At 71.2% G+C, this 21,317-nt stretch carries 17 protein-coding genes; 13 read left to right on the forward strand and 4 right to left on the reverse strand.

Going from position 1 to position 21,317, the window contains the following annotated elements; genetic code table 11:
* Nucleotides 1-83: 83 nt before the first annotated feature.
* A complete protein-coding gene (locus QYM41_RS04500) occupies nt 84-665 on the forward strand; it encodes a TetR/AcrR family transcriptional regulator (protein WP_368798545.1) in 582 nt (193 codons plus the stop codon).
* An 86-nt stretch (nt 666-751) separates the two neighbouring features.
* Here QYM41_RS04500 and QYM41_RS04505 read toward each other — a convergent pair whose 3' ends face one another.
* The 4 genes from QYM41_RS04505 to QYM41_RS04520 form a co-directional block, all read right to left on the reverse strand.
* Nucleotides 752-1,288 carry a gamma carbonic anhydrase family protein gene (locus tag QYM41_RS04505; protein WP_368798546.1) on the reverse strand — a complete coding sequence of 179 codons (537 nt, stop codon included), beginning with the start codon at nt 1,286-1,288 and terminating at the stop codon, nt 752-754.
* A 35-nt stretch (nt 1,289-1,323) separates the two neighbouring features.
* Entirely contained in the window at nt 1,324-4,647 is a 3,324-nt protein-coding gene (locus QYM41_RS04510; RefSeq protein ID WP_368798547.1) for a beta-phosphoglucomutase family hydrolase, read from the reverse strand.
* A 193-nt stretch (nt 4,648-4,840) separates the two neighbouring features.
* Nucleotides 4,841-6,355, reverse strand: coding sequence for a sensor histidine kinase (locus tag QYM41_RS04515; RefSeq protein WP_368798548.1), 1,515 nt, complete (start codon nt 6,353-6,355; stop codon nt 4,841-4,843).
* On the reverse strand, nt 6,352-7,098 hold the full coding sequence (locus tag QYM41_RS04520; RefSeq protein WP_368798549.1) for a response regulator transcription factor: 747 nt from the start codon (nt 7,096-7,098) through the stop codon (nt 6,352-6,354). The genes QYM41_RS04515 and QYM41_RS04520 overlap by 4 nt, the downstream gene beginning before the upstream one ends.
* Before the next feature lie 240 nt (nt 7,099-7,338).
* Between QYM41_RS04520 and QYM41_RS04525 the strand changes: the two genes are divergently transcribed.
* From QYM41_RS04525 to QYM41_RS04580, 12 genes are all read left to right on the forward strand, one after another.
* The gene (locus QYM41_RS04525; protein WP_368798550.1) at nt 7,339-8,565 is read left to right on the forward strand and encodes a heparan-alpha-glucosaminide N-acetyltransferase domain-containing protein; all 1,227 of its coding nucleotides are present in this window, start codon (nt 7,339-7,341) and stop codon (nt 8,563-8,565) included.
* A gap of 33 nt (nt 8,566-8,598) precedes the next feature.
* Nucleotides 8,599-9,885: a serine hydroxymethyltransferase gene (gene glyA / locus QYM41_RS04530; protein WP_368798551.1), complete on the forward strand. Its 1,287-nt coding sequence runs from the start codon at nt 8,599-8,601 to the stop codon at nt 9,883-9,885.
* Nucleotides 9,886-9,887: 2 nt separating this feature from the next.
* Nucleotides 9,888-10,775 (forward strand): bifunctional methylenetetrahydrofolate dehydrogenase/methenyltetrahydrofolate cyclohydrolase, encoded by an 888-nt coding sequence (locus QYM41_RS04535; protein WP_368798552.1) that lies wholly within the window; start codon nt 9,888-9,890, stop codon nt 10,773-10,775.
* A gap of 483 nt (nt 10,776-11,258) precedes the next feature.
* Nucleotides 11,259-13,544 carry a hypothetical protein gene (locus QYM41_RS04540; protein ID WP_368798553.1) on the forward strand — a complete coding sequence of 762 codons (2,286 nt, stop codon included), beginning with the start codon at nt 11,259-11,261 and terminating at the stop codon, nt 13,542-13,544.
* Nucleotides 13,545-13,704: 160 nt separating this feature from the next.
* Nucleotides 13,705-15,174 (forward strand): GT4 family glycosyltransferase PelF, encoded by a 1,470-nt coding sequence (gene pelF / locus QYM41_RS04545; RefSeq protein ID WP_368798554.1) that lies wholly within the window; start codon nt 13,705-13,707, stop codon nt 15,172-15,174.
* Nucleotides 15,175-15,176: 2 nt separating this feature from the next.
* Nucleotides 15,177-16,544, forward strand: a complete 1,368-nt coding sequence (locus tag QYM41_RS04550; RefSeq protein ID WP_368798555.1) for a hypothetical protein — start codon at nt 15,177-15,179, stop codon at nt 16,542-16,544.
* Nucleotides 16,541-17,218 (forward strand): spherulation-specific family 4 protein, encoded by a 678-nt coding sequence (locus QYM41_RS04555; protein WP_368798556.1) that lies wholly within the window; start codon nt 16,541-16,543, stop codon nt 17,216-17,218. The genes QYM41_RS04550 and QYM41_RS04555 overlap by 4 nt, the downstream gene beginning before the upstream one ends.
* The gene (locus QYM41_RS04560) at nt 17,218-18,060 is read left to right on the forward strand and encodes an endo alpha-1,4 polygalactosaminidase (RefSeq protein ID WP_368798696.1); all 843 of its coding nucleotides are present in this window, start codon (nt 17,218-17,220) and stop codon (nt 18,058-18,060) included. The genes QYM41_RS04555 and QYM41_RS04560 overlap by 1 nt, the downstream gene beginning before the upstream one ends.
* 123 nt (nt 18,061-18,183) lie before the next feature.
* Entirely contained in the window at nt 18,184-18,711 is a 528-nt protein-coding gene (locus QYM41_RS04565) for a hypothetical protein (protein WP_368798557.1), read from the forward strand.
* Nucleotides 18,712-18,770: 59 nt separating this feature from the next.
* Nucleotides 18,771-19,607: an exodeoxyribonuclease III gene (locus QYM41_RS04570; RefSeq protein WP_368798558.1), complete on the forward strand. Its 837-nt coding sequence runs from the start codon at nt 18,771-18,773 to the stop codon at nt 19,605-19,607.
* Between the two features lie 54 nt (nt 19,608-19,661).
* A complete protein-coding gene (gene trpS, locus QYM41_RS04575) occupies nt 19,662-20,726 on the forward strand; it encodes a tryptophan--tRNA ligase (RefSeq protein ID WP_368798559.1) in 1,065 nt (354 codons plus the stop codon).
* A 28-nt stretch (nt 20,727-20,754) separates the two neighbouring features.
* Complete coding sequence (locus tag QYM41_RS04580) at nt 20,755-21,312, forward strand: 2'-5' RNA ligase family protein (RefSeq protein ID WP_368798560.1); 558 nt, start codon at nt 20,755-20,757, stop codon at nt 21,310-21,312.
* Nucleotides 21,313-21,317 lie beyond the last annotated feature (5 nt).

The following is a 21,317-nucleotide window of genomic DNA, read 5'->3' on the forward strand; positions in this document are numbered from 1 at the left end:
TGCTGCCGGGCCGGCCGTGTCGCCGGGCCGGGGCGCCGATCGAACGACCGTTCTGGGCGCGGCCCGTGGCCTAGGATGGGGGCGTGCCCCGGGTGAGCCAGCAGTACAAGGACGAGCGCCGCCGCGAGATCGTGGCCGCGGCCGCCGAGTGCTTCCTCGAGCACGGCTTCGACGGGGCGTCGATGCACCGCATCATCGCCGCCACCGGGCTCAGCGCGGGGGCACTGTACAACCACTTCCCGAGCAAGCAGGAGCTGGTGGCCGCCACCGCGCGCGCCGCGCTGGACCGGGTCCTGGCGGCCGCCGAGGAGGAGCGCGGCACCGACCCCGCGGCGTGGGTCGAGGGGCTGCTCGAGCGTCTGGCCGCGGATCACGGCAGCACCCGGCTCCTGCTCATCACGTGGGGCGGGGCGGTGAGCGACCCCGATCTGGCCGCGCTGGCCGGCGAGCACCTGGGGCTCGTGCGGGACCGGGTGGAGGAGCGCTACGGGCGGTGGGCGGTCGAGGAGCTGGGGCTCGACCCGGTCGCGGCCCGGGACTGGGCCGCGATGTTTGCCCAGGCCATCCTCTCGGTGCTGCAGGGCTGGGTGGTGCAGTCGTGCCTGCTGCCCGGCTTCGATCACGCCGCCTACCTGGACTATGCCCGCACCCTCGCGGCGCAGTGACCGGACGCGGCGACCGGACGCGGTGACCGGGTGAGGTGACCTGTCACGGCCGCCGGGCGCGGTCCGCGTCCCCGGCCCGTGCCGGCTCAGGCCGTGAGCCGGCGGTGCTCGGCCGAGAGCTGCACGTAGGTCCGCGCGTTGGCCCGCACCGACTCCTGCTCGTCCGGGGTCAGCTCGCGCCGGACCCTGGCCGGCACCCCGGCCACGAGGGACCGGGGCGGGACCACGGTGTCCTCCAGGACGACCGCGCCCGCGGCCACCAGCGAGCCGGTGCCGATCACCGCGCCGTTCAGGACGGTCGCGTTCATCCCGATCAGGACCTCGTCCTGCACGGTGCAGCCGTGCACCACGGCGCCGTGGCCCACGCTCACGTCCGCGCCGATCGTGCACGGGTGGCCCGGATCGGTGTGGACCACCACGTTGTCCTGCAGGTTGGAGCGCGCGCCCAGCCGCACGGGGGAGCGGTCCCCGCGCACCACGGCGCCGTAGAACACCCCGGAGCCGGGGCCCAGCTCCACGTCGCCCACGACCGCGGCGGTCGGGGCCACGAAGGCCGTGGGGTCGATCCGGGGCTCGTGCCCGTCGTACGGGAGGACCAGGCCGGGCGTCGTCGGGTGTGCCATTGGCCCAGCCTAGCGGCGGGACCGCACCCCGCGGCTCAGACGCCCTGCCGGGTCACGGCCGGCCGCGCCGAGCGCCGCAGACCGTGCTGGAGGGCCACCCGGATCTTCTGCCCGCCCTTGAGCACGTACTCCGCGCCGTGCACGTGGATCGTCACGTCCTGCGCGCGGCGGGAGGAGCCCTCGAGCTCCAGGACGTGGTGGTCGATGCAGACCCGGATCACCTGACCGCGGTAGAGCACGGTGAACGAGACCGACTCCAGCTGGCTGGGCAGGGACGGGTCGAACTCGAGCCATCCGCCCCGCACGCGCAGCCCCGCGTAGGCGCGGGTCACGACGTCGACCGAGCCGGCCATGGCGCCCAGGTGGATGCCCTCGCCCGTGGTCCCGCCCTGGGTGTCGTCCAGGTCCACCAGCAGGGCGTCCTGGAACGAGGACCAGGACCGGTCCGGGTGCAGCCACGCGAGCACCGAGGCGTTGACCACCCGGGAGAGGGAGGACCCGTGCGAGGACCGCGCGATGTAGAAGTCGACGGTGCGCTCGATGGCGGCGTGGTCCACCTCGTAGCCCATCCGGCCGAGCTCCTCGACGAGACCGTCGGGACCGAAGAGGTAGACCAGCATGATCGTGTCGGCCTGCTTGGCCAGCTTGTAGTTGTTGGTCATGTCGCCCTCGTTCTCCAGCAGGAGGTCGAGGCGGCCGATGTTGCGGTACTTGGTCCGGTAGTACTCCCAGTCCAGCTCGTCGAGGTCGTCGTAGCCGTGGAACTGGCTGATGGTGCCGTCCGCGTTGAACGGCACGAACATCCGCTCGGCCATCTGCTGCCAGGTCCCGACCTCCTCGGCCGAGAGGTCGAAGCGGGCCGAGAGCTCCTCGCGCTGGTGCTCCACCATGTCGTGGAAGATGTGCGCGCTGTGCCGGAACAGCCAGGCCGCCAGCACGTTCGTGTAGGCGTTGTCCTTCAGCCCGCCGCCGTGCTGGCCCCGGGGGCCGTCGTGGTACTCGTCCGGTCCCATGACGCCGGCGATGTGGTAGCGGCCGTCCGCGGGGTCGTAGTCGGTGAGGGACGCGAACAGGCGGGTGATCCCGATGATCAGCTCCGAGCCCTGGCCGGCCAGCCAGTCCAGGTCGCCGGTGGTCTCGTAGTAGATCCAGGCGTTGTAGGCGATCGCGAGGCCCACGTGGAACTGGCGCCACGAGTTGTCCGGCAGCCACCGGTTGGAGTGGTGGTTGAACAGCTCCGGCGGGGTCTCCTCCCGGCCGTCCGAACCGGACTGCCACGGGAACGCCGCGCCCTCGAGCCCGAACTCGGTGGCCCGGTGCTTGGCCATGGGCAGCCGGCGCCAGCGGTAGGACAGCAGCGCGCGCGTCACCTGCGGCTGGTGCAGGTTGACGACCGGCAGGATGTAGAGCTCGTCCCAGAAGATGTGCCCCCGGTAGCCCTCGCCGTGCAGCCCGCGGGCCGGCACCCCGGCGTCCCGCAGGGACATGTGGGGCGCCAGCGTCTGGGCCACGTGGAACAGGTGCACGCGCAGGGCCAGCTGGGTCAGCCCCAGCTCCGCGGTGCCGTCCTCGGGGTCCGGGCACACGTCCACGTCGAAGCGGTCCCACAGCAACGACCACTCGATCTCGTGCGAGGGCAGCAGGCCCCGGACGCCGCTGGGGTTGCGGTCCAGCTCCGCGAGGGCGCCCTCGCGGGGCGAGCCGATCGCCGCGTCGCGGCTCGTGACCACCGCCGTGGTCGAGTCGATGATCACCGGACGACCGTCGGAGATGTTGACCTGGTGGCGGCGGAACTCCGTGCCGCCGGGACGGATCTCGCGGCGCTCGCGGACGTTCTGGCCGCCCTCGATGGTGGTGCGCTGGGCGGTGGTGATCTCGATCTTGGACTGCGTGGTGCGCACGTGGGAGAGCAGGGTCTCGTGGTCGTCGGGCAGGGACGTCGACTCGAGGTCCACGAGGTGGTGGTCGTTGAGGTCCTGGTACTCCGCGACGCCGTTGTTGCGCACGCTCGGGTCGATGCCCGTGCGCAGGTGCAGCCGCCCGGAGAACCCCCGGGCGGTCACCGTGGTCTCCTGGGCGCCGAGGTGGCGGTGGCGCAGCGACACGAGGCGGCGCTGGACGATCTCCAGCCGGGCGGGGGCCCCGTCCTCGCCCCGGTCGCCGTTGAGGTCGGTGAGGACCAGGGACCGGACGAGCAGCCCGCGGCGCAGGTCCAGCTCGGTGCGCTCCTCGGACGGGACCAGCCCGCCCTCCGACCACCAGTCCCCGCCGGAGACCCGCAGGTCCAGGTGGGTCCAGTTCGGGGCGTTGACCATGGACTCGTGCTCGACGTCGCGGCCGCTCAGGTGGCTCACCACCCGGTTGAAGATCCCGGCCAGGTAGTTGCCGGGGTAGTGCACGCCGTTGTCGGGGAACTCGCAGGCGGAGCCGCGCACGCCCATGTACCCGTTCGCCAGCGTCAGCAGGGTCTCCCGCCGGGCCTCGTTGGCCGGGTCGAAGCCCTCGAAGACCAGCTTCCAGGGGTCGTCGCGGCGCGCCCCGAGGTCGAGCTCGCCGACGTCGTTGAGCACCACCGTGGCCCCGGCCCGGTACAGGTCGTTGCGCTCGCCGTGGCGGCGGATGCCCACCACCAGGCCGAAACCGCCGGCGGACGCGGCCTGGACGCCGGACACGGCGTCCTCGATCACCACGGAGCGGGCCGGGTTCACCCCGAGCATCGCCGCGCAGGTCAGGAAGGTGTCGGGCGCCGGCTTGCCGGGCAGGCCGTGCTCGGCGGCGAAGTGGCCGTCCACGATGATGTCGAAGGAGTCCTGCAGCCCGGCGGCCGCCAGCACGGGCACGCTGTTGCGGCTCGCGGTCACCAGGCCCACCGGCACCCCGGCCGTGCGCAGCCGCTCGATGAGCGCCACGGTCCGCTCGAAGACCCGCACGCCCTGCTCCTGCAGGGCGTCCTGGAAGTAGCTGTTCTTCAGCACCGCCTGCCCCTGCACGGTCCACGCCCCCGGCGTCTCGTCGCCCTCCGGCAGGCGCGCGCCCCGGGCGGCGAGCAGCGACCGGATCCCGTCCTCGCGCCGCCGGCCGTCCACGTAGTGGCGGTAGTCCGCGTCGGCGTCGAAGGGCCTCCGGTCCACCGTGCTGCCGGCCTCGGCCGGCTCGAGCCGGTCGTCGGCGAGGATCGCGTCGAAGAGGGTCTTCCAGGCCGCCGCGTGCACGGCGGCGGTGTCGGTGACGACCCCGTCCATGTCGAAGATCACGGCCTCGTGGGGGATGCGCAGCTGGTCGACCACCGGAGGAGTCGCGTCCGCGCCCTGGATGCGCGGCAGGGACGCGGTGAACGGGGCGGTGGGCAGTGCGTTCACGAGAGGTCCTCCGGACGTGGATGCGGTGCCCGCGGCCCTCGGCACCGCACGGAGAAACCCGATCAGACGGCACGCGACGGACCCCGGACGCGGCGTTGCGGTTCGGCACGGGAGCGGGCACGGCCGTCCGTGCCGACGGTTCCTGACCAGTTCATTAAACGGCCCGGGCGCCGCAGGGGCAAGCCGCGTCCGCTCAGCGGTCCGCCAGCGGCAGGCGGACGGTGAAGCGGGTGCTGCCCGGGACGCTGCTGACCGAGATCCGCCCGTGGTGGGCGTGCACCACGGCCTCCACGATCGACAGCCCCAGCCCCGCTCCGCGGGAGGCCCCGGCGCGGGCGTGGTCCTCCTGGGCGAAGCGGGAGAAGATGTGCTCCACGAAGTCCGCCCCGATGCCCGGGCCGTCGTCGGAGACCGCGAGCACGGCCTCCGCGCCGGCGCCCGGGCCCTCGCCGGTGCCGAGCGAGGCGGTGACCGTGGTCCCGGCGGGCGTGTGCTGGTGGGCGTTGGCGAGCAGGTTGATGAGCACCTGGCGCAGCTGGGCCGGGTCGCCGCGCACCAGCACGGGCTCGTCGGGCAGCTCGAGGCGCCAGACGTGGCCGGGGGCCGCGACCCGGAGGTCGCTGACCGTCTCGACCACCAGCTCGAGCAGGTCGACGTCCTCGGGGACCACCGGCCGCCCCTCGTCCAGGCGCGCGAGCAGCAGCAGGTCCTCGACGAGCGCCGTCATCCGCGCCGCCTCGGACTCCACCCGGGACAGGGAGCTGCGCCCCTGCTCGCTCATCGGCTCGGTGAGCCGGATGAGCTCCGCGTAGCCCCGGATGCTGGCCAGCGGGGTGCGCAGCTCGTGGCTCGCGTCGGCCACGAACCGGCGCACCCGGGTCTCGCTGCGCTGGCGGGCGGTCAGGGCGTGGCCCACGTTGTCCAGCATCCGCCCGAAGGCGTGACCGAGCCGGCCCACCTCCGTGTCGGGGTGCGCGGCCGGCACCACGGCCCCGGCGGGCAGGACCACCTCCCCGCGGTCGAGGTCCAGCTCCGAGACGCGGGTCGCCACGGCGGAGAGCCGCTCCACCGGCCGCAGCGTGCGCCGGACCAGGACGAGGCCCAGCAGCCCCGTGGCGGCGATGGCGCCGGCCGAGATCGCCGCGGTGCTCACCCCGAAGCTGCGCAGCGTGTGCTCCGTCTCGGCCAGCGGAAGACCGGTCAGCACGAGCCCCCAGTCCCAGGGGTCGTCCACGACCAGCACCCGGTAGCCGCCCACGGCCAGCTGCACGTCCACGGGGCCCCACTGCTCGCCGCCGTCCTCGTCCGACTCCGCGCCGAGCTCCGCCACGAGCTCCGCGACCCGCCGCCGGTCCTCCTCGCCCAGCTCCTGCCGCGTCCCGTCCACCGCGAAGAGCCCGGCACGGACCACCTCGCCGTCGACGATGCGGGCGTTGAGGGTCCCCGCGCCCTGGGCGGGGACGTCCATCATGGCCTCGAGCTCCTCCGAGGGACCGGCGGCGGCCCGCACCCCGTACTCGATGGCCCGGAAGGAGGCGTCCCGCACCTGGCGGTCCAGCTGGTCGTCCAGGGAGACCTCGAGGGCCGCCAGCCCCAAGGCGCCCACCGCGGCGCACGCGACCGTCAGCAGCCCCAGGACCGTCAGCAGCAGCTTGGTGCGCAGCTGCAGCGCCGCCACCCGCCGTGCCGGACCTCGCGGGGTGCTCACTCGGCCGGTTTGAGGACGTAGCCGGCCCCGCGCACGGTGTGGATCATCGGCGCCCTGCCGGCGTCCACCTTCTTGCGCAGGTAGGAGATGTAGAGCTCCACCACGTTGGTCTGGCCGCCGAAGTCGTAGCCCCAGACCAGCTCGAGCAGCTGCGGCTTGCTGAGCACCCGGCGCGCGTTCTCCATGAGGCAGCGCAGCAGGTCGAACTGGGTGGCGGTCAGGGCGATCTCGTCGCCGCCCCGGTGGACCTCCCGGGTGTCCTCGTTGAGCACGAGGTCGCCCACCACCAGCTCCGCGGCGTCCGGGCGGGCGATGCCGGCCCGCTGCACCAGCCGGTGCAGGCGCAGCAGCAGCTCCTCCATGTCGAACGGCTTCGTCACGTAGTCGTCCCCGCCCGCCGCGAGACCCGTGATGCGGTCCTCGGTGCTGTCCTTCGCGGTGAGGAACAGGGCCGGGACGGTGGGGGAGAAGGCGCGGACCCGCTCGAGCACCTCGACCCCCGAGCAGCCCGGGAGCATGACGTCCAGCACCAGCACGTCGGGCCGGAAGCCGCGGGCCTCGGCCACCGCGGCGTCGCCGTCGTGGGCCGAGCGCACCTGCCAGCCGAGCATGGACAGGCCCATCGAGACCATCTGCGCCAGCAGCGGCTCGTCGTCGACGACGAGGGCGCGCACCGGGGCGCCGTCGGGGTGCCGCAGGCGCGGCAGCTCCACCGCGGTGGGCCGCTGCACGGGCTCGGTCACGGCGGTCTCCCTCCTGCTCCCCGCCGGCGGCGCCGACGTCCTCGGACCGTCCTCAGCGTAGCGCCGCACCCGCCCCCGGGACCGGCCCGCTCCGTGTGCGGACGCACTTCACAGCTCCGGCACAGGAACCGGATAAGGCCGCCACATCCCCGTCTGCTGGAGTGGGAGCACGCCACGGGTCAGGGGGACCCGGACCCCGGGCACCGGCCCGGGGAGCGCCACGAGAGGGGAACCGCCGTCATGCTGCACGCCCACCACCCGGCCCGGGAGGCCCGGTCCGCGGAGCCGGCACCGCGCCCCCGCGCCGGCCGGCGCCTGGTCGGGATCGACGCGGCCCGCGGGATCGCCCTGCTCGGGATGGTCTCGGTGCACATCCTGCCGTCCTGGGACCCGCAGACCTTCGAGGCCACCGCCCAGTGGACCCTGTTCTCGGGCCGGGCCGCCGCCCTGTTCGCGCTGCTCGCCGGGGTGGGGCTGGCCCTCGGCTCGGGCGGGACGCACGTCCACCGGGGCCCGCGGATGACGGCCGACCGCGCCGGGCTGCTCGTGCGCGCGGTGCTGATCACGGTGCTGGGCCTGCTGATCAACCAGCTCTCCCCGGCCGATCCGCCCGCCTACAACATCCTGGTCTACTACGGCCTGTTCTTCCTGCTCGCCCTGCCCTTCCTGCACCTGTCCGCGCGCGCCCTGGCCGCGTGCGCCGCGGGGGCCGCCGTGCTCGGGCCCGTGCTGGTGCACGCCCTGGGGCCCGCCCTGCCCGGGTTCACCCTGTACAACCCCGGCGTCGCCGAGCTGGTCACCGCGCCGGGCAGCACCCTCGCCCAGCTGCTCGTGACCGGGTCCTACCCCGGCGTCACCTATCTCGCCTACCTCCTGGCGGGCATGGCCCTCGGTCGCCTGGACCTCTCGGCGGCCCGCACGCAGTTCGGCCTGCTCCTCGGCGGGGCGGCGCTCGCGGCGTTCTCCGCGGCCGCCTCCTGGCTGCTGCTGCACCCCCTCGGCGGGATCGACCGGCTGCTCGCCGCGAGCCCCTTCCTGGGCCGGGAGGACGTCCGGGACGTGCTCGTCTTCGGCCCGGACCCCGTGCTGCCCACGTCCACCTGGTGGTGGCTGGCCGTCACGGGCCCGCACACCAACACCCCGCTCGCCCTGCTGAGCGGGATGGGCACCGGGGCCCTCGTGCTGGGTGTGTGCCTGCTCGTGGCCCGCCGGGCCGATCGCCTCCTGCTGCCGCTGACGGCGGCCGGGGCGATGACCCTGACGCTGTACTCCGCGCACCTGCTGGGCCTGTTCCTGGAGCTGCACTACGGCCGGCCGGTGCTGTGGTTCCTCGTGCACGTGCTGGTGGGCACCGTCTTCGCGCTGCTCTGGCGCCGCTCCCGCGGCCGGGGACCCCTCGAGGAGGTCGTCGGCCGGGCCGCGCACGCCGGGAGGGACCTGGTGCTGCGGCATCGCCTAAACTCGTAGACGGTCCACCAGGTCCCCACCGTCAGGAGCGGCATGTCCACGAGCACCTCATCGTCCGTCACCAACCAGCCCCTCGCCGAGGTCGACCCGGAGATCGCGGCGGCCATCTCCGACGAGCTCGGCCGTCAGCGCGGCACCCTCGAGATGATCGCCTCCGAGAACTTCGCGCCCCGGGCGGTCCTCGAGGCGCAGGGCTCGGTGCTGACGAACAAGTACGCCGAGGGCTATCCCGGGCGCCGCTACTACGGGGGCTGCGAGTTCGTCGACGTCGTCGAGAACCTCGCGCGGGACCGGGCCACCGCCCTGTTCGGCGCCGAGCACGCCAACGTCCAGCCCCACTCCGGCGCCCAGGCCAACACGGCCGTCATGCAGGCGCTCATGACCCCCGGGGACAAGCTGATGGGCCTCTCCCTGGCCCACGGCGGGCACCTCACCCACGGCATGAAGCTCAACGTCTCGGGCAAGCTCTACGAGATCGCCGCCTACGAGGTCGACCCCGAGAGCTACACCATCGACATGGACCGGGTCCGGGAGCAGGCCCTCGCCGAGCGCCCGCAGGTCATCGTGGCCGGCTGGTCCGCGTACTCGCGGGAGCTGGACTTCGAGGCGTTCCGCGCGGTCGCCGACGAGGTCGGGGCGAAGCTGTGGGTGGACATGGCCCACTTCGCGGGTCTCGTGGCCGCGGGCCTGCACGCCAACCCCGTGCCGCACGCCCACGTGGTGACCTCCACCGTGCACAAGACCCTCGCGGGTCCCCGCTCCGGGGTCATCCTGACCACGGGGGAGCTGAAGAAGAAGATCGACTCCGCCGTGTTCCCGGGCCAGCAGGGCGGGCCCCTCATGCACGCCATCGCGGGCAAGGCGGTGGCCTTCAGGATCGCGGCCACCGAGGAGTTCCGCGCCCGGCAGGAGCGCACGGTCGAGGGCGCCCGCATCCTCGCGGAGCGGCTCGGCGCCGACGACGTCGCCCGGGCCGGCGTCTCCGTGCTGACCGGCGGCACCGACGTGCACCTGGTCCTGGTGGACCTGCGCCACTCCGAGCTGGACGGCAAGCAGGCCGAGGACCTCCTGCACCAGGCGGGGATCACCGTCAACCGCAACGCCGTGCCGTGGGACCCGCGCCCGCCGATGGTCACCTCCGGGCTGCGGATCGGCACGCCCGCCCTGGCCACCCGTGGCTTCGGCGCCCCGCAGTTCGAGGAGGTCGCCGAGATCATCGCGACCGCCCTCAAGCCCGGCGCCGACATCCCCGCCCTCCGCGCCCGCGTGGACCGGCTGGCCGAGGACTTCCCGCTCTACGACGGCCTCGAGGAGTGGTGAGCATGGGCGCGCAGGTCCTCGACGGACGGGCGGCCGCCGCCGCCATCAAGGCCGAGCTCGCCGAGCGCGTCGCCGTGCTCGCCGAGCGGGGGATCACCCCCGGTCTCGGGACGGTGCTGGTGGGCGACGACCCCGCCTCGCACTCCTACGTGGGGGGCAAGCACAAGGACTGCGCGGAGGTCGGCATCGCCTCGATCCGCCGCGACCTGCCGGCGGACATCAGCCAGACGGAGCTCGAACAGGTCCTCGACGAGCTCAACGCCGACCCCGCGTGCACCGGCTACATCGTCCAGCTGCCGCTGCCGGACCACCTCGACACCCACGCGATCCTCGAGCGCATCGACCCGGACAAGGACGCCGACGGGCTGCACCCCACCAACCTCGGCCGCCTGGTGCTCAACGTCTCCGAGCCGATGGCCTCCCCGCTGCCGTGCACGCCGAACGGGGTGGTCGAGCTGCTGCGCCGCAACGACGTGGACCTCGCGGGCCGGCACGTGCTCGTGGTGGGCCGCGGCGTGACCGTGGGGCGGCCCATCGGGCTGCTGCTGACCCGCAAGGAGATCAACGCCACGGTCACCCTCGCCCACACCGGCACGCAGAACCTCGACGAGCTGCTGGCCACGGCCGACGTGGTCGTGGCCGCCGCCGGGCGACCGCACATGATCACCGCCGAGAGCCTCAAGGACGGCGTCGTGCTCCTGGACGTCGGGGTCTCCCGCGTGGAGGACCCCGAGACCGGGCGGAAGAAGCTCGCCGGCGACATCGACCCGGCCGCGGCGCAGAAGGCCTCCTGGATCTCGCCCAACCCCGGCGGGGTGGGGCCCATGACCCGGGCCATGCTGCTGCTCAACGTGGTCGAGTCCGCCGAACGGCAGGCCGGGATCCGCTGACAACCGCACAGTATCTACACGGAGCCCGGACGCTGTGGCGTCCGGGCTCCGTGGTGCCACGACGAGTATCACGTTTTCGCCTGTCGGCCGAAGACCAGGCGAATCGTTCGTCTGGTGCGCGGTGGCACATCTGTGGGGCTGATTCACCGTCCAGGAACACCAGCGACCCCGCCGTGGTCGGACCGGCCCTCCCGGAAGACCGAGGACCAACCGTCCGATCATGGTGACTCGGCCCTGCCCTCGACGCATCCCATCGGTGGTCGCTGTCGGCGGAAGTTCCCCTGGACGCTTTAGGTCACAGTGGCGTCCGGCGTCCGGCGTCCATCTACTGTGTGTTTTATCCGTAGATCGGGCCGGTTCGGGGGAACCGCCCGGTTGTTGATCTTTCCGCGCCTCGTGCCGTGTGTGCTGGGTTCGGATTTCCTGGGGGAACCAATGATCCGTGATTTCTCTCCGCCCGCCGGACGGAGTGGCGTTCGCCACGTGACGAAGAACCCGTGGTGGCGCGCCGCGTCGCTGCTCGGTGCTGTGCTTCTCGCCGTACCGGCGGGTCAGGTGGTGGCGGTCTCGGCCGCCGCCGTGGAGTCCGCCGCTGTCGACAAGGCTGTGGATCCGAAGGTCGATCTGAAGGTCCTGGTCGTCTCCGACGGGTCCGACATGGTCGCAGCCTATGCAGACCGCTTGACCCGGGAAGGCATCCCGTTCGAGGTCCTGGACCTGCTCGCCGCGGACCGGCCTGCGCTGGATGATGCGTACCTGACCACTCCCGACGCCGAAGCGCCCCACGCCAGGTTCCAGGGCGTCATCATGCCCACCTCCGCTCCTGCCGGGCTCAGCCAGGCGGAGCTGACGGCACTGCACGAGTTCGAAGCCAGATTCGGTGTGCGCCAGATCAGTGCCTACGTCTGGCCCAGCGCCGAGCACGGCATGAACACACCCACGTACTCGGGGCCCGTCGACGGCATGTCGACGACCGTCTCGTCCGCAGCGAAGCAGAGCGGTTTCGGGTACTTGAAGGGCACCGTCAAGCTCGATGACTTCGACAGCGCAGTGACAGAGTCCTACGGATATCTCGCCACACCCGCGAGCACGGCGGGCACCACCGTCACGCCCCTGGTCACCGCGGTGGTGCCAGGGAGCTCCACCCAGGGCGTGCTCAGCGGAGTCATGGACGACGGGGCGCGCGAGGAACTGTTCAACAGCTACGCCTCCAACCGTTACCAGCAGCACTTCAACGTCCTGGCCCACGGCCAGCTGGAATGGCTGACCCGGGGAGTACACCTGGGCGAGTACGCCAACTGGTTCTCCGTCCACTCGGACGACGTGCTCATGGCCGACGCCCTCTGGAACCCCGAGGGGAACTGCACCTACGGCGACGACTGCGACGAAAGCCTCTACCCCTCCACGGGTCCGGGCACCACGGCGCGCATGACGGCCAAGGACGTGACCTTCCAGAAGTCCTGGGAGGCCAAGTGGGGTCTCCATGTCGACGTGACGTACAACGGGGCCGGGACTGCCGAGTACCTCGAGGAACAGAAGCGCAAGTCCGACCCCGTGCTGGAGGCCTACCGGAGCAGCGCGAGCGTGTTCCGGTTCATCAACCACACCTACTCGCACCCGCATCTCGGCTGCGAGCAGCTGACGACCGGACTCGGCACCTGGGAGTGCGCCCGGGACGAATCGGGGAACGTCCGCTACGTCCCACAAGCCGCCATCGTGGAGGAGATCGAGCAGAACCGGGTCTTCGCCTCGGCCAACGGGCTCAAGCCCGAACCCACGGCGCTGGTCACAGGGGAGCACTCGGGGCTGCGTTCCCTGCCGCAGATGCCTGAGGACAACCCCAACCTTGCACCGGCGCTCGCCGCAACGGGTGTCGAGTGGGTCGCCTCGGACGCATCGCGGGAGAAGGAGCAACGATCTGTCGGTTCCGCGCTGACAGTGCCCCGGTACCCGATGAACATCTACTACAACACGGCCACGCGGGAACAGGCGGTCGATGAGTACAACTGGGTCTACACGGCCAGGTCCGACGGCGGGTCCGGCATCTGTGAGGACAACCCGGCGACCACGTCGTGCATCGAACCGTTGTCCACGTCCACGGGGTTTCAGGACTACATCGTCCCGCTGGAGGCGCGGATCGCGACAGGGCATCTACTGGGCATCGATCCGCGTCCGCACTACGTCCATCAGTCCAACCAGACGCAGCACCGGATCATCTACCCGGTGCTGGAGCGACTGCTCACCGGTTACCGCGGCGTCTTCGCGGACAACACGCCGGTCGTCAACCCCACGATGACCGAGGCCGGAGCCGAGCTGCTCGAGCAGACGCAGTGGAAGACCGAGGACGACGTCACGGCCTACTACCGACAGGGGCAGGTGCACCTCTCTGCGGGCGGGGACGGAGCCACGATCCCGGTTTCGATGCCCGACGGTACGACAGCCGCCGGCACGGCCCTTCCGGAATCGTACGCCGGCAAGGACACGGGTGAGCTCACGGTGGCCGCCGGCAGCACGAGGATCCTGGAGGTCGGCCCGATCGCCTGGGGCGCCGAAGCCCCGGCCGCGGTGCAGGAGCTGCGGATGTTCTCTGAGGTCAGCGTTCCGACCGGCCCATCCACTACCGAGATCGCGCCGCAGGAGCCGCTCGCTCTCGTCGAGGAGCCGGTCGTCGGCGCCGATCCGCTGGCAAAGCCGGGGTCCGCGAAGGCGGGGGAGCGGCGCGCGAACCCGGACCAGCCGGCTGCAGCACAGCCGGTCGGCGGGAACTAGTCGACGGCCGAGGAGAACACGGTCGTGAGCGCGGGCTGAGTCCCGAAAGGTGATCAAGGGTGCGGTCGGCACGCGGGGGCGTGCCGACCGCACCTACGGCGGCCATGGCGGAGATCCGTGGATGGCCGCGCTGCAAAGGGGGAGCAGGATGCGAATAGCAATGGTGACGGAGGGGACGTATCCCATCGCCACGGGGGGAGTGAGCACATGGTGCGATCAACTGATCTCGGGGATCCCGGAGCACCAGTTCGAAGTCACGGCAATCGTGTCCACGGGAAGAGAGCCCATCGTGTGGGACCGGCCGGCAAACCTGCAGGCCGTGCACCGAGTGCCGATGTGGGGGAGCTGGCCGTCGCCGTTGCGGGCTCGCTCCGTCCACCGACATCGCATGGAGCGGCTGCTCGACCAGCTGTGGGATGCCGCTCTGGCGCCAGAAACCGCTGAGCACCACGACCGTTTCACCGCCGCCATGCGAGAACTGGTCGAGATCTCTGAGCATGTGAGCGTGTCACGTCTCCTGGCAGCGAGGGGGTCCATCCCCGCGCTGCTGGCGGCCTGGATGGCCAGGCAGGTTCCTCTGGGGGCCCGCCCGCTCAACGTCGGAGAGGCCGTGACCGTCTGTGGGCTCGTGGACAGGACGCTGGCGCTGGTCGACACCCGCATGGGGGACACGGACGTCGTCCACGCCACCGGCAACGGCCCGGCGGCTCTGGTGGGGCTGGTGCACATGTGGCGCACCGGAACACCAGGAGTGTTCACCGAGCACGGCGTGTACCTGCGGGAGCGCTACCTGGCGATGGGGGCGTCGGACATGTCGTGGGCGGTCCGCCGGGCGGTCACGGCCTTCATCTCTGCCGTGTGCCGGCTCGCGTATCGGGAATTCCCCAAGATCCTGCCGGTGAACCGGTTCAATGCTCGGTGGGAGCGACTGCTCGGTGCGACCGATGAGCAGATCGAGACCGTGGTCAACGGGGTGGATCCGTCGACATACACGCCGATCGACTCGGAACCGTCCGTGCCCACGATCTCCTTCGTGGGCCGGATCGATCCCCTCAAGGACCTGGAAACCCTGATCAGCGCCTTCGCCCTCGTCCGCGAGGAGGTCCCCGAGGCGAGGCTCAGAATCTTCGGTCCCGTCCAGCGGGCCAACCTGCCGTACAAGGAAGAGCTGGTGGCGCTGGCTGAAGGACTGGGTGTGAGCGACGCGGTGAGCTGGGAAGGCCCGTCCGCGGGTAGCCGCCCTGCGATCGAAGCCGGACACGTCGTCGCCCTGTCGAGCATCTCGGAAGGCCTGCCGTTCACCGTCGTCGAGGCAATGATGTGCGGGCGAGCCACCGTCAACACGGATGTCGGCGGAGTGTCGGAGTGCCTGGACGACGAGCAGCTCACCGGCCGTCTCGTCCCCGCTCGGAACCCCCAAGCCTTCGCCGATGCGTGCGTCCAGCTTCTGAGCAATGACCTGTTGCGTCGACGAACCGGTCGCCTCGCACGCGAGCACACGTTGAACAAGTTCGACTTGCGCGTGTGTCTCGACAAGTACCGTGAGCAGTACGCGAAAGCCGCCTATCCGGCACAGGCTGTGGAACGCCGCCTCGCTGAAGTGCACACCGAGCTTCAGAAGGTGAGCTGACCGTGGAGGCCCCTGCGACTCGGGTCTTGTTGGAAGGCGATGGATGGGGTCCGCCCCGGCAGCCGGCCGTTCAGTCACCGGCGCTCCTCGGTGACCTGGCAGACGTCGTCGACCTCTTCGACGCCGCCGCCCACATCGAGTCCCGTGGTCACAGCGACCGGACGGTCAGCGCCGCGTACGGATACAACTCGGTCTTCGACCTGGCCGTGGTGATATTCGGTCAGCGAAATCGCCAGGACGAGCAAGAGCAGGCGTCTTCTCCTGCGCTGGATGTCCGAGCAGGCTGGATGCGTGCCGCGGTGCTCATCTGCGGAGCCCTGCTCGGCGGCCTGGTGCAGATGCAGCTGGGCGCAGGTTCCCTCGAGATGATCGTGGCGGGTTGCGCCGGGTGGGTTCTCGGTCAGGCGGTGGCCGGCGTCGTCTGGCACCGCCTTCGCTTCGACCCCATGGAACGCGCGGCCGGGCACGGTGGGGTGGTCGCGCTTGTCTGCGCGGGGATCGCTGTCGTCGTGGCAATCAGCCTGCTGCTCACCGGTGGAATCAGTCTCACGGGAGCGTTCCTGCTCCTGGGCTGGGTGGCCTACGCCCTCTCCATGTCCATCCTGACGGTGATGAACCGAGTGAGCCTGCCGTTGCTGACGATGGTCAGCGCCGTCACCCTGCAGGCGCTGGTGTCCGCGCTGGGCCACTCGGCCGATGCCCACGTGTCGTTCGGCCCGATGATGGTTCTGCCCGCGGTCGCCGCCATTGTGGTGATCGTCCTGCAGACCGTACGCGCCGTCAGGTCGGAACAGACCTTGGCCCGTCCGGACCTGTCCGACGTCCGCGGACTGACCGTGCCCGTGACCCAGGCTATCCTTCTCGCTGGGGCTCTCGTCATCGCTCTGTCGGTCGTGCCTGACAGCCATGGAACGGCGTTCGTGACCACCTCCGTGCTCGCCGTGGCACTGACTGACCCCGGGATCGTGGCCTTGCGGGGGCGGCTCTGGTGGTTCGCCCACCGCTCCACCTCGCTGCTCTGGTCGCGCTGGTTCGCATGGGGGCTGGCCTGTCTCGCCGTCGTGGTCGTCGCGGCCATCGCAGCCGGTCTCGTGGTGCTCATCGTCATGGGTACGGGAGCAGATCGGGAACAACTCTCCAGTACGGTCGTGGGGGCTGTGCTCTTCTCGGTCTTCGCCACGCTGTCGTCTGTCCTCACCGCGTTCGGAGCTCAGGTGAAAGGACTCGTTCCGGCGGCCCTTGCGGTGCTCGTCATGCTCGTCATCGGATCGACGGATGGTCTCCCGGCCGTACTCATCAGCATCGGGGCCGCTGCTGCGGCGCTGGGACTGCTGATCCACCTTTTCTCGGACGCCCGGGTGTTCGCGTGAGAGCACCGCGCCCGGGTGTTCCTTGGTACGTCCACCCCGCTGCGGACCCCGGAGCTTGGCGGGATATGGCTGAGCGCTTCGCCGCAGCGGACGGAATCGACGACGGATTCGTGGTCGTCAATGTGCACAACGGTCCGGGTGAACCGAACGACCCCTACTACGGCCCGGCGCTGAGCGAGCTGGGTGCCACGGCGCCCGGGCTGGCGGTGCTGGGCTACATCGATGTCGACTACGGCACCCGGGTTGTCGATGAGGTTCTCCGCGACGCCGAGGCCTGGCGACGGAGATATGGGGTGACCGGTGTCATGCTCGACCGCTTCCCCTCTGGGGACCCCGGCGACGCGGGGTCCGTCCGGGCACTCGAGGCTGTCTCTCGCCTCCGAGCCGACGGCACGACCCACATCGCGGGCAATCCAGGCACCGTGCCGGACCCCGCAACGGCTGAAGCACTCGACGTCGTGTGCGAGTTCGAGGGGACGGCGTCCGACTATGCTGCCGTGAGTGGGTCGTTGTCCTTCCGTCCCGGCCGCTGGCACTTGGTCCACGGCTGCAGCCCCACGGAACTCGCGGGGGTCCGCACGACGGCGACCGGCCTGGGCGTGGACTACTTGCTCGTCACGGATCGCGTCCTGCCTCATCCCTGGAACGGCTTCCCCGAGAAAGAGGCGTCGTGATGGCACGAATGGTGTTCTCCATAACGGCTGTGGTGGCCATGGTCGCGGCGGCTGCGCTCGTTGTCGTGCTGCTGCGCGTGGCAGAGGACCGTCCACCGGCGCAGAAGTCCTCATCCGCCCAAGCTCGGCCTTCGACTCCGGGACAGCTGTTGGTACCCGCACCAGGAGCACAGTGGCAGTGGCAACTGCGCAGCACACCGGAGCTCGAGACGGGGATCGACGTCTACGGCATGGACGGGGAGGAGACGACCGAGGCGAGCGTCCGGGAGTTCAAGAAGAACGGCAAACTGACGATCTGCTATCTCAGCGCCGGGACGCTCGAGACGTGGAGGTCTGACGCAAGCCGCTTCCCTCCTGAAGTGGTCGGCGACGCGATGGAGGACTGGGCGGACGAGTACTGGTTGGACGTGCGCCGACTGGATGTGCTCCTCCCCATCATGGCGGCGCGCATGGACGAATGTGCGAGCAAGGGCTTCGACGCCGTGGAACCGGACAATGTCGATGGCTACGTCAACCGGACCGGCTTCCCGTTGAGTCCGGACGACCAGCTGAGGTACAACCGGGCGCTGACAGAGCTCGCTCACGAGCGAGGCCTGTCGATCGCCCTCAAGAACGATGTCGATCAGATCACTGAACTGGAACCGTACTTCGACTTCGCGATCAACGAGGAGTGCTTTCGCCACGGTGAATGCGAGGCATACGGCCCATTCACAGCGGCGGGCAAGGCCGTGCTGAACGTCGAGTACGTGGAGACGCTGGGTCGATGCGAGCGGGCCCGGGAGCTCGGCTTGTCCAGCATGCTCAAGGACCTGCAGCTGGACGGCTGGCGCCGTCCTTGCTGACAACCGGTCGCGGCCACAGCCGGTCGTGACCCGGGCAAGAGGAGGGGGCCGCGGCACTCCGCACCAGACGATGTGCCGCACTCCGGTTCGTGGCCCGGCCCGGGATTTGAGACAATGGGGACCATGCGCTCCCTCGGATCCCCGAACCCGTCCACGTCCCCGGCCGCCGAGCCCGGCGGCCGCACCGCCCGCTGGGGCACGGTGATCGGCCTGGCCGTGCTCGTGGTCATCTTCGTCGTGGCGCTGCTGCAGGCCGCCAACGCGAACTCGTGGCTGGGCTGGACGCTTGCCGGCATCGCCTTCGGCTGGCTGCTGCTCGCCACCTGGGTGGTGCTCATGGTCCGCAAGGCCGCCCGGTTCGGGCGCCGCCAGGTGGACGAGGCCCGCGAGCAGCTGCGCACCGGCTCCGGGCGCGCGCCCGCCGCGACCCGGTCCGCCGAGACCGGCTCGATGCGGGACGAGAAGCTCTCCCACAGCTTCCAGATCGTCCTGGTCCAGTCCAAGGTGATCAAGCAGGAGCTCGCCGCGCTGCCGGTCGAGGGCCCCGAGCGCGAGGCGCTCGACCGCGCCCTCGACACGATCGACATCACCGCCGGCAACGGGATGAGCATGCTGCGCCAGGACCCCCTCAGCGGCACCGTGGTCGACTGACCCGGACCCCCCCGCAGCACACCCCCGTTCGCCACCACCCGGAAGCCAGGTGCCCCCGCATGTCCCGACCCGAGAACGCCCTGCGCGTCGCCACCGTCAACGTCAACGGCATCCGCGCCGCCTACAAGCGCGGCATGGCCGGCTGGCTGGCGGGCCGTGACGTCGACATCCTGTGCCTGCAGGAGGTCCGCGCCCCCGACCGCGTCGTCCGGGACCTGCTCGACGAGCAGGTGTGGGACGTCCACCACGCCGAGGCCGCGGACAAGGGCCGGGCCGGGGTGGCCGTGGCCACCCGCCGCGACGCCCACGGGGGATCGCTGCTGCCGGTCGCGAGGCGCGACTCCATCGGCCCCGAGCACTTCGCGAGCTCGGGGCGGTGGGTCGAGACCGACCACGCCCTGGCCGACGGCAGCACCCTGACCGTGGTCTCCGCCTACGTCCACTCCGGGGAGGTCGGCACCCCCCGCCAGGACGACAAGTACCGCTTCCTCGACGCCATGGCCGAGCGGCTGCCCGAGCTCGCCCGGGGCGGCGGCCACGTGCTCGTCGTGGGGGACCTCAACGTGGGGCACACCGAGCTCGACATCAAGAACTGGAAGGGCAACGTCAAGAACGCCGGCTTCCTGCCCGAGGAGCGGGCGTACGTCGACCGCTTCCTCGGCGAGCACGGGTACCGGGACGTCGCCCGGGAGCTGGCCGGGCCGGTGCCCGGGCCGTACACGTGGTGGTCCTACCGCGGGAAGGCCTTCGACACCGACGCCGGGTGGCGCATCGACTACCACCTGGCCACCCCGGACCTCGCGGCCCGGGCCGTGACGGCCGTGGTGGACCGCGCCCCCAGCTACGACACCCGCTTCTCCGACCACGCGCCCGTGGTGGTCGACTACCAGTTCTGAGCCCGTTCCCGTTCCGCGCCCACCGGCGCACGCCCGATCGAAGGACCCCGCACCGTGACCCCTGAGCCCGAACCGTTCGACGTCCCCACCGCCTCCGGCAGGCCCCGAGTCGTCTCGGGGGTGCAGCCCTCGGCGGACTCCCTGCACCTGGGCAACTACGTGGGCGCCGTGCGCAACTGGGTGGACCTGCAGGACGACAACGAGTGCGTGTTCTTCGTGGCGGACCTGCACGCCGTGACCGCCGAGCAGGACCCGGCCACCCTCGCCCAGCGGACCCGGGTCACCGCGGCCCAGTACATCGCCGCGGGCATCGACCCCGAGCGCTCCACGCTGCTGGTGCAGTCCCACGTGCCCGAGCACGCGCAGCTGGCGTGGGCGCTCAACTGCATCACGGGCTTCGGCGAGGCCTCCCGGATGACCCAGTTCAAGGACAAGTCCGCGAAGCAGGGCGCGGACAACGCCACGGTCGGGCTCTTCGCCTACCCGGTGCTCATGGCCGCGGACATCCTGATCTACCAGGCCCACCAGGTCCCCGTGGGGGAGGACCAGCGCCAGCACCTCGAGCTGACCCGCAACCTCGCCCAGCGCTTCAACACCCGCTTCGGGGACACCTTCGTGGTCCCGGACCCGAAGATCCTCGCCGAGTCCGCCAAGATCTACGACCTGCAGAACCCCACCGCCAAGATGTCCAAGTCCGCGGCCTCCGAGAACGGGCTGATCCGGCTGCTGGACCCGGCCAAGAAGAACGCCAAGAAGATCCGCTCGGCCGTCACCGACGACGGCACCGAGATCCGCTTCGACCGCGAGGCCAAGCCGGGCATCGCGAACCTGCTCACCGTGTACTCGGCGCTCACCGGCCGCACGGTCGACGACGTCGTGGCCGAGTACGAGGGCAGGCTCTACGGCCACCTCAAGGTCGGGCTGGCCGAGGTGGTCACCGAGACCCTCGACCCCATCCAGGCGCGCGCCCACGAGCTGCTCGACGACCCCGCCGAACTCGACCGGCTCCTCGCCCGGGGCGCCGAGAAGGGCCGGGAGATCACCGTGCGGACCCTGGACGCGGTCTACGAGCGGATGGGCTTCCTGCCGCGCCTGGGCGGGTCCGGGGGGCTGGGCTAGGCTGGGTCCCGTCCTGTGAGGAGTTGAGTTGACCCGTACGCAGCAGTCCCCCACCATCCGCCCCGGCCAGGTGTACGCGGGCGTGGTGATCGAGTTGCCCGAGCCCGTGGGCCGGGAGCTGCAGGACTGGCGCGCGTCCTTCGGGGATCCCGCCTCCTACGCCGTCCCGGCGCACATCACGCTGATGATCGCCCCGAAGGCGGAGCACTGGGGCGACGTGGTGGAGCGGGTCGCGAGCGTGGCCCGCGGCTGGGAGCCCTTCCGGGTGGAGATCAACGGGACCGGCACGTTCCGCCCCGTGAGCCCCGTGGTCTACCTGCGCATCCGGGAGGGCGAGGAGCAGTGCCGGGCCCTGCACGAGGCCCTGCACGAGGAGCAGCTCGTCTCCGCGTCCCCCTTCGAGTTCCACCCCCACGTGACGATCGCCCAGTCCGTGGAGGAGGAGGACCTCGACCGCGCGCAGGACATGCTGCGCACCTACCGCGCCGGCTTCCTCGTGGACCGGATCGGCCTCTACGAGCTCGACGGCCGCGGGGTCTGGCGGATCCGCGAGGAGTTCCCCTTCACGGGCCGCGACCGGCCCTGAGCCCC

The sequence above is a fragment of the Kocuria oxytropis genome (assembly GCF_040981195.1).
Classification (GTDB): domain Bacteria; phylum Actinomycetota; class Actinomycetes; order Actinomycetales; family Micrococcaceae; genus Kocuria; species Kocuria oxytropis.